Raw genomic sequence first — 14,883 nt, 5'->3', positions numbered from 1 at the left:
CCATGGAAATCGTTACGATTACCGAAGCAAGGCGCCGTCTCGACGGCGCCTTGCCTTCCTATAAAGCGAAAATCGAATACGTTACACCGGACCAGGCCCTGGGCCGCATCACAGCCCGGGACATTACGGCGGCCCATGCCTATCCGCCGTACCGCAAATCGCCTTTCGACGGCTACGCCATCCATAGTCATGAAGGAACCACCTATGAAGTCGTGGCCACTATCGGCGCCGGCATCGTCTACGAAGGCCCCGTCGCCGCCGGACAGGCTGTACGCCTCATGACGGGCTGCGCCGTCCCCGGCGACTGCGATACGGTCATCCCCCAGGAATACGTCGATCGCCGCGGGACCCGTATAGAAGTGACAGAAACCATAAAACCCGGCAGCAACATCATCCCTGTAGGCGAAGAATGTAAGCCCGGCGCCATCATCATCCCGGCTGGGACCAAGCTCACAGCCGGCGCCCTGTCCGTCGCCGTGGGCCTGGGAAATGACCGGCTTCCCGTCTATGCCAAACCAGAGGTCCTCTTCCTGACCTCCGGCAGGGAACTGGTCATGCCCGGAGAAGTGCGGCACGACGGCCAGATTTACAACTCCAATGCCTATCTTTTCCGGTCTTTACTGGAACAGTACGGCGCAGCCGTCACCTTCTATCACGTATCCGACGGCCCGGATGACCTGGCCGATGAAATAGCTGCCGTCCGCCGCCTGGCTCAGGGCAAGGACCTCATCGTCAGCACTGGCGGCGTTTCCGTCGGTCTCTATGACACGATGCCCCAGATTTACCAAGACCTCGGTGCCGTCCAGCTTTACAACCGCATCACCATGCGGCCCGGCTCGGCCTCTTACGGCGGCGTCATCGACGATAATGGCCATAGGACACTCATTCTCGGCCTGTCCGGCAATCCGTCGGCCTCGTTCAACGCCTTCCACCTATTGGCCGTGCCCATCCTGCGCCGCCTCAATGGCGAAAGGGCCTGCGAATTTCCCCGAATTACCTGCCGCCTGGGCGACGCGATTCACAAGCAGAACCCTGTCGACCGCTTCGTCCAAGGTCTCCTGACCTACGAACAGGGTCAGCCCGTCTTTACGCCCAATACGACCTTGACGTCCAGCGCCCTGCTTGGCCTCGCCCATACCAATGCCTTGGCATACATAAAAAAAGGAACGCCGACCCTCACGGCCGGCGCCACGGTAGAAGCGCTGTTACTGGAATAATCGTAGGTCCTTCGTCATAACTTCCGACTATACACAGGATTCGCAGAAAACCCACACCAGTACCGACCAATCTATACCCACGATTCTGCGGGTCGCCCGCTATGCGCTGAGGGTCCCCCGAAGCGGCATTGTCAATTTGAGTCTAAAGGCGCGCAGCGCCATCTGAATCCGAAATGGCGTCGATGCAGCGGCGAGCCCGTTGCGCAAGCTAGTCCCTAGCGCCCCCCTTATCCTACATCACGATTCGTTCCTTATGGGCGAAAACCTTAAATGAATCCGGCCGCAAGCCGCAGGCCAGGGTAATCCCGTACTGCTTGGCCAGGGACACGCCCAGGCTCGTCGGCAAGGCCCGCGATGCCAGGAAGCGAACGCCCATGCCGTGGACCTTTTCGATGACCGATTGAGGAACGCGGCCACTGAAGACCAGGACGGCCTGGCTGACATCGATGTGCTGTAACTCGACGAAGCCCCGCAGGCGGTCGAGGACGTTGTGGCGGCCAATATCCTCCGTATAGATGAGGACCTCGTCGCCCTGGACCAAAGCCCCTTCGTGGACGCCGTGCGAAGCATGATGGGCCGTCGACAAGCTATCCAGGAGGCCGCCATAAGAACAGAGCCGGTTCGCCGTAATCGGCACAAAGGGGGCCTTTTCGGGAACCGATGAGGCTCCCGCTTCCGTCGTGACCCAGGCAGCCTCATCGTGCAGGCAGACATGGACCAGCTTACGGCCAGCCGGGACTTTCCCTTCAGCCAGGCAGTAGCCGGCGGCCAGGATATCCACATCTTCCGGCGAAGACACGAGGGTACTGATGCGCTGCCCGTCAAGGTAGAGCGGCGTCATCACTTCGACGGCAATAGACTGCTTCCTTTCCACAGCACCTTGATGATAGTCGATATAGGGTAATTCCCGACACGACGAAAAATGCAAGTCTTTCTTATTGAAATCCATCAAAAATCCTCCCTGCCCATCCAGAGCAGTGCCGTCAGGACAGCGCCGCCGAGGCTGCGGGCTTTGTCAGAAATAGTGAAACAATTATCCCGTTCATCATCCCGCGGGTCGATGTCGGCCATCTTAAAGCCCTGGGGCACGTAATAACCGTTGCGTATCAAACCTCGGACAAACCCCGTCAGCGACGCCGGGACAGCGATTCCCATCGTCTCCGTTACCGTAGTCCCAACAGGAATTGCTTCTTTTGTCAGGATAGCCATAGGCTGTCCTTTTTTTACTTTGTCGCCGATGTGGACCAGGCCGTACACGAAACCAGCTTGGGGACTGTGAATGACGCGCTCCTTGCCGTAGCCGGCAATCAATCCGGGTATCCCCGTATTGGCAATGGCCGTTCCCTGCCAGAGGATGCGCCCCAGCTGATGGCCCCGTTTCGTTTCAATGACGGCATCGACATCGACACCAGCCGTGAATCCTGGGCCTAAGGCAACCGTATGAGGAGCCATTTGACGACTCGTTCCGAGATTCTTCTTAGCCAGGATGGCATCGACGACGGCCCAAGGCTTTAAAGTCGCAATCGATGTCCCCGAAGGATCCACGATGAGGGGAATGTCATCAGCCTCCCACACGGCCTGGACCTCAGCCAGCGACTGACAGCAACGGCACGTCAGATTCTCGACAGTAGCCGTACCATCATAGACGGCTTCACAGAGCGCTACCTGACGCCGGATAGCCGACGGCCGCTCCACTTCCAGCAACAGCAGACGGAACCCAGCCTCATACAAAGACTGGGCCACGCCCGTCGCCAGATCCCCGGCGCCGCGGATAATGACAAGTTTCTCTCTCATAAGACCACCTTTCCACATCAAACATCAAACATCAAACATCAAACATCAAACATCAAACATCTCTATTATAGTACAACTGCTTATACAAAAGACAGCTTTCATTTCTTTTTCCGGCTATACGGCGTCCCTTCTAAGGGCAATGTCGTCTGGAACTGGCCGTTCCATTTGTAGTAGGCCCCGGCTACGGCCGGAGCGGTAGGGATGGACGTGATTTCACCGACGCCGATGGCGCCGTAAGCTACGTCGACGCCTTCTTTTTCGATGGCGATGGCTTCGACATCCGGGGCTTTATCGGCCCGGAACAAGCCCAAGGTCCCAAATTTCGCCGTCGGTTTGCAGTGGTCCAGGGGATATTGTTCCGTCAAGGCATAGCCGCAACCCATAATGGTGCCACCTTCAATCTGACCTTCCAGGCTCTTACGGTTAACGACGCGGCCCACGTCGTGAGCGGCGACCATCTTGCGAATGGTCCCGTCTTCGTTGAGGATGCAGACATGGGTGGCGTAGCCGTAGGCGACATGCGATACGGGATGGGGGACGTCAGCGCCCATCTTGTCGGTCTTGCCCAGGTATTCGCCGACGTATTCCCGACCGTTGAGGACATCCAGGTCGCTCCGGTTGAAGCGGACGGCTGCCGTCGCCGGCGATTCTTTTTCTACCGTTACGCCTTCCAGGTAATCACTGGCATGACTCGTTTCTTCGTAAGGCAGACCCTTGGCGGCAAAGAGGTCGCGCCGCAGCTGGACGGCGGCCCGCCGGGCAGCTTCCCCGGTCAGTGTCGTCTGCCGCGACCCTGATGTCGTACCGGCATCGGGAGCCGTCGCCGTATTGGGCATGTGCCATTTGATATCTTCAATGGGAAGGCCAGCTGCCTGGGATACCATCTGGACTAGGACCGTGCCAACGCCTTGGCCGATACAGGAAGCCGATGAATAGATGTGGACCATATCGTCCTTGATGACCAGGCGGCAGCGGCCATAGTCGGGCAGGCCGACGCCGACGCCGGAGTTCTTCAAGGCACAGGCGATGCCGACATAGGGACCGCTGTGATAATATACATCTTTGACGGCGTCCAGTGTTTCGGCTAAGCCTGTCGACGGATCGGCAATCTGGCCATTGGGCAAAACCTGGCCAGGACGGATGGCATTGCGGTAGCGGATTTCCCAGGGGTCGATGCCGACGAGTTCCGCCAGTTTATTTAAGTTTAATTCCGTCGCAAAAATAGTCTGAGTGACGCCAAAGCCGCGGAAAGCCCCGGCTGGCGGATTGTTGGTATAAACAGCTTTGCCGTCGATATCGATGGTCTGGTAATTATACGGCCCAGCGGCATGAGTACAAGCCCGCTGGAGGACAGGCCCGCCCAAGGAAGCATAGGCCCCGTTGTCGGTCACGGCGACGAGCTTCATGGCCGTCAGTTTCCCCTTTTCATCACACGCCGTCGTCAGGTCCATACTGAACTGATGGCGTTTGGGATGGATGAGGATGCTTTCCTGCCGTGTCAACTTTACTTTACATATTCGTTTACATACATAGGCGACGAGGGCTGCCAAATGCTGGACTGTCACATCTTCCCGGCCGCCGAAGCCGCCGCCGACGAAACAATTCTCGACGATGACTTTGTCTTCTGGAAGGCCCAGCATAAGCGCCGTTTCCCGGCGCGTATCGTAAATGCCCTGATCCGACGAATAGATGAAGACACCGTCATCAAAGGGCATGGCGACGGCACATTCTGGTTCTAGGAAAGCGTGTTCCGTCCACGGCGTCTCAAAGTGATGCGTCACTTTATATTTCGAGGCCGCAATGACAGCGTCGGCATCGCCGCGGACCAGGTGTTCATGGGCCAGGATATTCGTACCGGCCGACGGATGGACCAGCGGAGCCCCTTCTTTCAAAGCGTCGGCGGCACAGGTCAGGGCCGGCAGTTCTTCATATTCGATGTCGACGAGTTTCTTGGCCTGTTCCAGGATTTCCGGCGTTTCCGCAGCCACCAGGGCAATGGCGTCGCCCAGGAAGTGCGTCGTCGAGCCCACAGGGATGAGCGTATCCCAATCGGTCTTCAAGTGGCCGACTTTGACAGAACCCGGGATGTCATCGGCCGTCAGGACACAGACGACACCGGGCAGGGCCTTGGCCTTTTCTGTATGGATAGCCTTGACGACAGCCAGCGGATAGGCGCTGCGGACGGCACTGCCATAACACATACCGGGCAAATCGACGGCATCCAGGTCATCCGTATACTTGCCGATACCCAGGACCTTGGCTTTGACATTGATGCGCTGGCAAGGATCGCCGACACCGCGGTAGCCGCCGCGGACCGGGATTGCCTGGCCTGTGCGCAGCAAGTCCGCAGCCATAGCGATGGCGTCGATAATTTTCTTATAACCCGTACAGCGACAAATATTGTTGCGGATAGCCGCGGCGATTTCCAGCCGCGACGGCGCCGGGTTGGCGTCGATGAGGGCCTTGCCGCACATGACCATGCCGGGGATGCAGAAGCCGCACTGGACGGCGCCGGCTTCGCCAAAAGCATAGACGAAGACATCCTTTTCCCGCTGGGACAGGCCTTCGACAGTCAACACGTGTTTACCAGTCATGCGGCTGACCTTCTGGACACAGGTCTTGGTCGCCTTGCCGTCGATGACGACGGTACAAGTCCCGCAAGCCCCTTCACTGCAGCCATCCTTGACGGATTTCAGGCGCAGGTCGTTGCGCAGGACGTCGATGAGTTTCCGGTCCCCATCGGCCTCTATTTCACGGTTGTTTACCCATAGTTTACATAATTCACTCATAATGCCACCTTCCTAATGATCAAGATTATCTTTCATCGCGGGCCGATGCAACAGGGTTCCATAGCCGCGTTTTCCACAGAATTGGTTGTCTTTTGCAATGATTTCACCGCGAAGCATAGTCAGCCGGATCGTTGCCCGGACGGTCATGCCTTCATATGGCGAATAGCCGCAGGTCGTGTGCAGGTTCTCTTTGGCAAAGGTCCGTTCCCCTTTCGGGTCGATGAGGACGAGGTCGGCATCGCTGCCGGGCAGCAGCGTCCCTTTGCGCGGGTACAGGCCAAAAATTTTCGCCACATTGGCACTGGTGACTTGGACGAACTGTTCCAGGGTCAGCCTCCCTTTCAGGACGCCTTCGCTGAACAACAAGGGCATCCGTTCTTCGACGCCGGATACACCGCCGGGACACTGGCGGAAATCACTGACATTCTCCTGTTTTTCAGCTATCGTAAAGGGACAGTGGTCCGTCGCCACCGTCTGTACAGTCCCCTCTGCCAGGGCCTGCCATAAGGCCCGGTTGTCTTCTTCTTTCCGCAGCGGCGGTGCCAGCATATATTTGATGCCTTCCAGGGGGCCGCCCTGGCGGAATTTATCTTCTGTCAACACTAAGTATTGCGGACACGTTTCACTGTAAATATGGCGCTGCCCCTGGCGCCGGGCCAGGCGTATCTGGTCCAGGCTCTCATGGGCCGACGTGTGGACGATATAGACCGGTGCATCGCCGCAAGCCCGGGCCGCTGCCAGGACATTGGCAACGGCTGAGGCTTCGGCTGCGTTAGGCCGCGTCCTGGCCTGTCCGATAGGCTGCAAATCCTGTGGCCCCAGGGAATCCCGCAGGGCGTTGGTAATACCGTCGCTTTCGGCATGGACCGTAAGCAGTCCGCCATGCTTCTTGATGACCGGCAGGAGCTGCATCAATTCTCTTTCACCGACAGGATAGCCATACGTCGTATAGGCCTTGAAGCTGGGAAACCCTTCGTCGATGAGCTGGCCCAATTCTCGCAGGACCTGATCATCGACGTGCTGGATGACGCCATGGAAGCTATAGTCGACCGGACAGGGTGCCGCCAATTTTTTATACTGTTCAAAAGGATAGCGCAGGGAACAGCCGGCCGGCCCAAAGGCCATATGGTCCAGGATGGTCGTCGTGCCGCCGCAGGCCGCCGCAACGCCGCCGCTGTAAAAGTCATCACAGGCGCGATACTTCGGCGATTGCTGCAAGGCCATATGGGTATGAGCATCGATGCCGCCAGGGCAGACATAGAGGCCATCGGCGTCGATGACTTTTTCATGGCCATTGTGGACAGCCTTTCCCAGGGCCTGAATCTTTCCCTCCCTGACGGTGACGTCAGCCCGGAAATGTTCCCCTTCCAGGCAGACCGTCCCGTTTTTGATGACGTAATCCATGGTTTCCCCTTCTTTCTCTATTCAATCAGCAAATAGCCGTAATCGCGGCAGACCGTTTCCATAAAGGTCCGGATATCTTCTGGTATGGCTTCATCAGCCGTCCCTAAGGTCGTCGACCGGATTTCCCCATCCAGGCGGACCTTGCAGAAGCCGCTGACCTTGTCGATGACGACAAAGCCCTGATTATCACTGTGTTCCAGGTCCTCTTCGTTGGCAAAGAGGGTGAATTTATCTTTATACGGCGCACCGCCCCAGGGACAGAAAGTCCGGCAGTTGCCACATTCATTGCACATATAGTCGACATGGAGGATCTGGGCCTGCATATGGACCGGTACGGCAATAGCCACATTGGCCCGGTTCGGGCAGACTTCCACACAGGCTTCACAGACGCTGTCGCAATGGAGGCAGCGGCCGTCACAACCCGTTTCCGGCGCCGCTTCCAGGAGGCCCCGGCGAGAGTAAACGTCGTTTACATCGGCTGGAATCAGGGTATCGACACTGGTCAGCTGTCCCAAAATGGCTTCCGCCGCCTTTTGGCCGTCGGCGATACATTCGACGACAGACGTAGTCTTGCCGTAATGGCCGTCGCCGATGATCGTCAGCCCGTCGATGGCACTGGCCGGAGTATCACCGATTTTCCCTTTGACGCCGCAGGCTGCCAGGATGACGTCATACCCCTGAAGTTCATCGAGAGAGGCAATCGCCTTGCCGACGACGAGGTGGACGCCCATCTTTTCAATAAGGGCCACATCGCGGTCGATAGCTTCCGGCGAAATCTGGCCTTTCTTTTCACATAAGAAGGTCCGCACCAGGCCGCCCGGTTCATCGTTCTTATCGAAGACGGTCACATCGAAACCGCCGCGGGCCAGGAAATATGCAGCCGACAGGCCGGCAGGACCGGCACCGATGACGGCGGCTTTCTTCCCATTAGACGGCGCAGCCTGCAAGGCCGTCATGACATCGGCATAGCCTTTTTCAGCGGCAATCAGTTTATTGCGCCGGATTTCGACAGGGTCATCGCAGAAATTGCGCGTGCAGCTGTTCATGCAGGTATGGTAGCAGACGGTCCCCGTCGTAAAGGGCAGGGGGTTCTTTTCCAGGATGATCTGCAGCGCCTGGTCATATTTCCCGGCTGCGACGAGGTCCATATAAGCCGGGATATCCTGATGGATGGGGCAGGTCTGGCTGCACGGAGCCATGAAGCAGTCCATCATGGGCAGAGCCCGGTCGTTCTTGCGCTGCTGGGTCTTGGGATCCAGGCGGGTATAGTGGGCATCGCCTTTCGCCTTGGTCAATAAGGCATTCAGGGCATCGACGTTTACACGAGTAAACGACTGACCCATCTTTCCTTCAAAACACTGTGCCAGCTGGGCAAAGCGTTCATAGCCGCCCGGTTTGAGCAGCGTTGTCGCCACCGTGACCGGCCAGATACCCGTCTGGACGATATCGCCGATATTGTGGGCATCGGCACCGCCGCTATAGGAAATCGGCAGGGTCCCGCCAAAGGCTTCGCTCAGTTTTTTGGCCACGTTCATGGCCAGGAAGAACAGGGGCTTGCCGGACATATACATTTCCGTCCCCGGCAATTCATGGCGCGTAATGTCGACGGGGAAGGTATTGGTCAATTTTACGCCAAATACCAGGTCTTCCGCCCGACCGGCTTCCTGTAGGCGCTTGAGCATGGGCACGGCGTCTTCATACTGCAAGTCGGCCTTGAAATGGCTGTCGTCAAAGACCATATGGCCGTAGCCAAGGTCATCCATGCAGTGGCGGACGAAGTCATACCCCAGTAAGGTCGGATTGCATTTGACGAAAGTATTGAGGTGTTTTTCCTTCAGTAAATAGCGGGCGATCCGTTCGATTTCATCGGGCGGACAGCCATGCATGGTCGAGACGGTGACAGAATTGCAGATAGCTGCCGGAATGGCTTCGACGTCTTCGCGGCGGAGCTTCTGGAAGCGGTCCAGATGGGCCAGGAGCCAAGCCTTGCAGTCGGCAAAGGCAGCCGTATGGGACGCATCTTTCAGATTTTCGATGAACGAATCGATCTTCGCCGTCTGGATACCGGCCAGGTCGTAGCCGACGGACATATTGAACTGCATCCCGTCCGGACTCCCTAAGCCGTATTCGACGGCCATGACGTGGACCAGGAACCAGGCCTTGATATATTCTTCCAGGGCCTTCGGTACGGTCAGCTCCGTCGACCATTCGACGTTATAACATTCATCGTCGGCTTTGATGCACGGCTTGGGGACGGGCAGGTCTTCACCGTCGATTTTCTGGACCGTCTTCAGTTCGAAGAAACGGGCACCGGCCACATAGCCGGCAGCGATATTCTGGGCCAGCTGGGTGTGCGGGCCGGCAGCCGGGCCAAAGGGCATTTCCAAAGGACGGTCAAAGATATGATAAGTCCGTTCCGGGTCGGCTTGTACGTGATGGTGGACGCCGAAAATCGTCCCTGTCGGCGCTTCTGTCAGGACCCAGTTCATTAATTTTCCAAAGGGAATAGATGTCATGCGATCACTCATGATAGATTCCTCCTTATAAATAGCCATTAATGCGTCCGGCCAGGGTAGCAGCGCCTTCGCGGATCTTAGCCATCAGGGCTTCTTCGTCGACGCCGATGAGCTGGCGGTTTTCCATGAGTATTTTGCCGTTGGCAATCGTTGTGACGACATCATGCCCGTTCATGCCAAACAAGATGTGGCCGTTGATATTTTCTTCATTCATCGGCGTCGGCGCGATGTAATCCATAACGATGACGTCGGCTGCCGCCCCTTCAGCCAGTACGCCTAAGGGCGCTTTGAAATAGCGGTTGGCAATGACCGCATTGTTATAGAACAACATCTGCGGGACTTCCGTCCAGGCGGCCGTAGCGTCGCAGAGGTGATGTTTGTGGAGAATGTTGGCGACTTTATAGGACTCGATCATGTCGTGCGTATAGCCATCGGTCCCCAGGCCGGTCAGGATGCCGCGGTGTACCAGGTCCATCGTCGGCGGGCAGCCGCAGGCATTGCCCATATTCGATTCCGGATTGTGGACGACCATCGTGTCCGTTTCCTTGATAAGGTCCATTTCATGCGGATTGACGTGGATGCAGTGGCCGAGCAGCGTCTTCGGGCCCAGGATATTCCAGTCATAGAGGCGGTCGATGATGCGCTTGCCGTGCTTTTTCAGGCAATCCTGCAAATCTTCGATGCCTTCGGCGACGTGGATATGATATCCCACACCATCCGGTTTATGTTCCGCTGCCAGGGCCATCGTTTCGTCGCTGATCGTGAACTGGGCATGCATACCCATCATGCCGGCGAGCATGTCCGTCGTATCGGCTTGGGAGTGGCGGATCCAGGCTTCATTTTCCAGGACGGCCTGCCGGGCTTTATCCTGGCCGTCGCGGTCAGAAACTTCATAACAGAGGCAAGAGCGGACGCCCAGTTCCTGTGCGGCCTGGCCGATGGCAAAGAGGCTGTCCTTGATTTCACCAAAGCTGGCATGGTGGTCGAAGACCGTCGTCACGCCGTTCTTGATACATTCAACATACGTTTCCATGGCGCTCAGGTAGGTCAGGTCATTGGTCAAGTGGCGGTCGATGTTCCACCACAATCCGTCGAGGATGTCCAGGAAGCCCTTAGGCGCATAGCCGTTGATATTCAGGCCCCGGGCCATGGCACTGTAAATGTGTTCATGGGTATTGATGAAAGCCGGCATGATGACGCCGCCTTTGGCATCGATGAAGTCCGCATCGGGGAAAGCCCTGCGTATTTCGGCGGTCTGGCCGACGCGGCAGATCTTCATCCCGTCCATGGCTACGGCGCCATCGGGAACATATTGATTCTTGGCATCACGCGTGATAACGTGTCCATTTCCGACGATTAACATATGAATTACCTCCTTCTAACATATGTATAAACCATAATCCGTTATAAGTTCTTGCGTTTTGTTCATGATATTTTTGTCATTCCCGTATCTATCTTAATAGTACCTTCTTCCGACCGACCTGTCAATTTTTTTTTAGCCTAAAAATTTTTTATTATCTTTTTGTTATAACTCGACGGGAAAGATGTTTTTTCGACATACCTTTTTTGGCTTGAAACCGTTGATTTATCGCGAAAATATGATATATTAACAGTACCTAAAAATTTTTTAGCAGGCGAGCTAATAAACTGTTTTGACGGTACGCAAGTTAAGAGAATCGTTGTTTTATAAGAGAGGGGTGCCCCTATGTTAGATGATGTTGTACTGAACTTCTTACGCCATTTGGCCAAAGGCCTGGCTGACCAATTCGGCCCGAACTGTGAAGTCGTCATCCATGACCTGAGCGATAATTACAAAGAAAATTCCATTGTAGCCATTGAAAACGGCCACGTCACCAACCGCAAAGTCGGCGATGGCCCGTCCATGGCCGTCCTCGATGCCCTGCGCAGCGAGCCCGACAAACTCCAGGACCATACGAGTTACCTGACCAAGACTAAAGACGGCCGCATCCTCAAATCGACGACCATCTATATCCGCAATGAAAATCAAAAAGTCATCGGCATCTTCTCCATCAACTACGACATTACGGAATTGATGATGGTTGAAAATGCCATCAAGCCGCTCATCTCCGTCGCTTCCAAAGAAGAACAGGTCAGCCCGATTCCTCAGAACGTCACGGACCTCCTGAACGAACTCATCGAAGAATCGACGCGACAAGTTGGTAAGCCCGTCCCTCTCATGACCCGGGAAGACAAGATCAAAGCCATCAAGTTCCTCAACGACCGCGGGGCTTTGCTGATCACCAAGGCCGGCGACAAAATATCCAAACACTTCGGCATCTCCAAATACACCCTGTACAGCTACATCGACAGCAGTGAAGAGTGAGATTAGTGGCTAGTGGCTTGTGGCTAGTGGCTCGTGGCTCGTGGCTAGCATCGTAGGGGCCGCCCAAAGGGCGGCCCTTTTCCTATGCCCAAATGTAACAGCTTCCTTTCATGCCTTGCAAAAAAAGTGTAGGTGCCTAACAAATTTTTAGCTTTCTCCTATTGCAAATCTGCAAGGTCATGTTATACTCTAGGTATACAAAAACTTTTAGATTTACTAAAATATTTTTTTCAGTTTATCTCAGGAGGTACGGATGATGAAGAAAGATATGAAATGGGCTATGAACCATCTGCCCAAATCAGACGATAAAAATTTACCGATTATGTCCCTCAATGAAATCTCTAAAGCCCGGACATTCCACCAGAGCTTCCCGCAATACAGTGAAACGCCCTTGACTCAGCTCACACAGATGGCCCGGTATTTAGGCTTAGGTTCGATTTTCGTCAAAGACGAATCGTACCGCTTCGGCCTCAACGCCTTCAAAGTCCTGGGCGGTTCCTATTCCATGGCCAAATACATCGCCAAGGAAACGCACCGCGACGTATCGGACCTGCCTTATGAAGTCCTGACTTCGGATAAACTCCGCCAGGAATTTGGCCAGGCCACCTTCTTCACGGCCACCGATGGCAACCACGGCCGCGGCGTCGCCTGGGCGGCTCAGAAGCTGGGCCAGAAAGCCGTCGTCCACATGCCGAAAGGCACGACTCAGACGCGGCTGGAAAACATCAAGAAGCTCGGCGCCGACGTCGACATCCTCGACCTCAACTATGACGACTGCGTCCGCCAGGCGGCTAAAGAAGCCGCTGCCACACCGCACGGCGTCATGGTCCAGGATACGGCCTGGGACGGCTACGAAGAAATCCCTTCGTGGATCATGCAGGGCTACGGTACGATGGCCATGGAAGCTGGCGAACAGCTGAAAGCGCAGGGCGTCGAACGGCCGACGCACATCTTCGTCCAAGCCGGTGTCGGTTCCCTGGCCGGTGCCGTCGTCGGCTACTTCGCCAATCTCTACAAAGACAACCCGCCGAAATTCATCGTCGTCGAAGCATCGGCCGCAGCCTGCCTGTACAAAGGCGCCGCAGCGGGTGACGGCAAGCCCCGCATCGTCGGTGGCGACCTGGATACCATCATGGCCGGCCTGGCCTGTGGCGAACCGAATACGATTTCCTGGGACATCCTCAAGAATCACGTCACGACCTTCGTAGCTGCCGATGACCCCATCACGGTCCGCGGCATGCGGATGCTGGCAGCGCCCCTCAAAGGCGATGCGCCCATCGTATCCGGTGAATCCGGTGCCGTTCCCTTCGGCACGCTGGCTACGATCATGTTATCCGACGAATGTAAAGATATACGCGCTGAGCTCGGTCTCGATGACCGCTCCCAGGTCCTGGTCTTCTCGACCGAAGGCGATACGGATCCGGAACGGTATAAGAATATCGTCTGGCGAGGATTAAATAAATAAAAACATTATATTAAGATATAGGAGTGATTTTCATGACAGTACCGTACGAAAAAATCAAAGAGGCTGCTAAAGGCTATGAACAGGATATGACCCGCTTCCTCCGGGACATCGTCAAATTCCCCGGCGAAAGCTGCGGCGAAAAGGAACACATCGACCGCATCGCCGAAGAAATGCGCAAACTCGATTTCGATAAAGTAGAAATCGACCCCATGGGCAACGTCCTGGGCTACATGGGCACCGGCAAGACCCTCATCGGCTTCGACGCCCATATCGATACCGTCGGCATCGGCAACAAAGCCAACTGGAACTTCGATCCCTATGAAGGCTTTGAATCGGAAACGGAAATCGGCGGCCGCGGCACGTCGGACCAGCTCGGCGGCATCGTATCCGCCGTCTACGGTGCCCGCATCATGAAAGACCTGGGCCTCTTGTCCGATAAGTACACCGTCCTGGTTACGGGTACGGTCCAGGAAGAAGACTGCGACGGCCTTTGCTGGCAGTATATCATCAACGAAGACAAGGTCCGCCCGGAATTTGTCGTTTCTACGGAACCGACAGACGGCGGCATCTATCGCGGCCAGCGCGGCCGTATGGAAATCCGCATCGACGTCCAGGGCGTTTCCTGCCACGGCAGTGCCCCCGAACGCGGTGACAACGCCATTTACAAGATGGCCGACATCCTCCAGGACGTCCGGGCCCTCAATGAAAATGACGCCGCCGACACAACGGAAATCAAAGGCCTGGTCAAGATGCTCGACAAGAAATACAACTCCGAATGGGAAGAAGCCAACTTCCTCGGCCGCGGTACCGTCACATGCTCCCAGATTTTCTACACCTCGCCGAGCCGCTGCGCCGTCGCCGACTCCTGTGCCGTATCCCTCGACCGCCGCATGACCGCTGGCGAAACGTGGCAGAGCTGCCTCGATGAAATCCGCGCCCTGCCGAGTGTCCAGAAATACGGCGATGATGTCAAAGTCAGCATGTACGAATATGCCCGCCCGAGCTACACCGGCCTGACCTACCCCATCGAATGTTACTTCCCGACCTGGGTCATCCCGAAAGACCACAAAGTCACGAAGGCCCTGGAAGAAGCTTATACGTCCCTCTTCGGCGACAGCCGTATCGGTGCCGCTGAAACGGAAGCCATGCGCAAAGTCCGTCCCTTGACGGATAAATGGACCTTCTCGACCAACGGCGTTTCCATCATGGGCCGCAACGGCATCCCCGTCATCGGCTTCGGCCCTGGCGCAGAAGCCCAGGCTCATGCTCCCAACGAAAAGACGTGGAAACAGGACCTCGTCACCTGTGCCGCCGTCTACGCCGCTCTGCCTTCTGTATACACCGATAAATAATC

Annotated in this window: 10 protein-coding genes; 4 read left to right on the top strand and 6 right to left on the bottom strand. The window is 56.2% G+C overall.

The window, feature by feature from the left end:
* Positions 1–2 precede the first annotated feature (2 nt).
* On the top strand, positions 3–1,217 hold the full coding sequence (locus NOS26_RS04545) for a molybdopterin molybdotransferase MoeA (protein ID WP_169013926.1): 1,215 nt from the start codon (positions 3–5) through the stop codon (positions 1,215–1,217).
* A gap of 232 nt (positions 1,218–1,449) precedes the next feature.
* On the opposite strand, the gene NOS26_RS04540 is transcribed toward NOS26_RS04545, so the two are convergent.
* The 6 genes from NOS26_RS04540 to ssnA form a co-directional block, all read right to left on the bottom strand.
* Positions 1,450–2,166, bottom strand: a complete 717-nt coding sequence (locus NOS26_RS04540) for a formate dehydrogenase accessory sulfurtransferase FdhD (RefSeq protein ID WP_169013990.1) — start codon at positions 2,164–2,166, stop codon at positions 1,450–1,452.
* A complete protein-coding gene (gene yqeB / locus NOS26_RS04535) occupies positions 2,166–3,011 on the bottom strand; it encodes a selenium-dependent molybdenum cofactor biosynthesis protein YqeB (RefSeq protein ID WP_169013989.1) in 846 nt (281 codons plus the stop codon). Before yqeB ends, NOS26_RS04540 begins: the two co-directional genes overlap by 1 nt.
* Before the next feature lie 98 nt (positions 3,012–3,109).
* Entirely contained in the window at positions 3,110–5,800 is a 2,691-nt protein-coding gene (gene xdh, locus NOS26_RS04530; RefSeq protein WP_255917343.1) for a selenium-dependent xanthine dehydrogenase, read from the bottom strand.
* Positions 5,801–5,812: 12 nt separating this feature from the next.
* A complete protein-coding gene (gene hydA / locus NOS26_RS04525; RefSeq protein ID WP_255917342.1) occupies positions 5,813–7,204 on the bottom strand; it encodes a dihydropyrimidinase in 1,392 nt (463 codons plus the stop codon).
* A 17-nt stretch (positions 7,205–7,221) separates the two neighbouring features.
* Positions 7,222–9,732 carry a putative selenate reductase subunit YgfK gene (ygfK, locus tag NOS26_RS04520; RefSeq protein WP_169013986.1) on the bottom strand — a complete coding sequence of 837 codons (2,511 nt, stop codon included), beginning with the start codon at positions 9,730–9,732 and terminating at the stop codon, positions 7,222–7,224.
* A gap of 13 nt (positions 9,733–9,745) precedes the next feature.
* Entirely contained in the window at positions 9,746–11,083 is a 1,338-nt protein-coding gene (gene ssnA / locus NOS26_RS04515; RefSeq protein WP_169013985.1) for a putative aminohydrolase SsnA, read from the bottom strand.
* 342 nt (positions 11,084–11,425) lie between these two features.
* Here ssnA and NOS26_RS04510 point away from each other — a divergent pair, with 342 nt between their 5' ends.
* From NOS26_RS04510 to NOS26_RS04500, 3 genes are all read left to right on the top strand, one after another.
* Positions 11,426–12,064, top strand: a complete 639-nt coding sequence (locus NOS26_RS04510) for a transcriptional regulator (protein WP_014015567.1) — start codon at positions 11,426–11,428, stop codon at positions 12,062–12,064.
* Between the two features lie 256 nt (positions 12,065–12,320).
* Positions 12,321–13,529 carry a diaminopropionate ammonia-lyase gene (gene dpaL, locus NOS26_RS04505; RefSeq protein WP_041647094.1) on the top strand — a complete coding sequence of 403 codons (1,209 nt, stop codon included), beginning with the start codon at positions 12,321–12,323 and terminating at the stop codon, positions 13,527–13,529.
* 32 nt (positions 13,530–13,561) lie between these two features.
* Positions 13,562–14,881, top strand: a complete 1,320-nt coding sequence (locus tag NOS26_RS04500) for a YgeY family selenium metabolism-linked hydrolase (RefSeq protein WP_169013984.1) — start codon at positions 13,562–13,564, stop codon at positions 14,879–14,881.
* The last annotated feature ends 2 nt before the right edge of the window (positions 14,882–14,883 follow it).

The sequence above is a fragment of the Megasphaera sp. SC8-1 genome (genome assembly GCF_024436295.1).
Classification (GTDB): Bacteria; Bacillota; Negativicutes; order Veillonellales; family Megasphaeraceae; genus Megasphaera; species Megasphaera elsdenii.
Note: the sequence above shows the minus strand (reverse complement) of the source record. Positions and strands in the feature narration are given on the sequence as shown.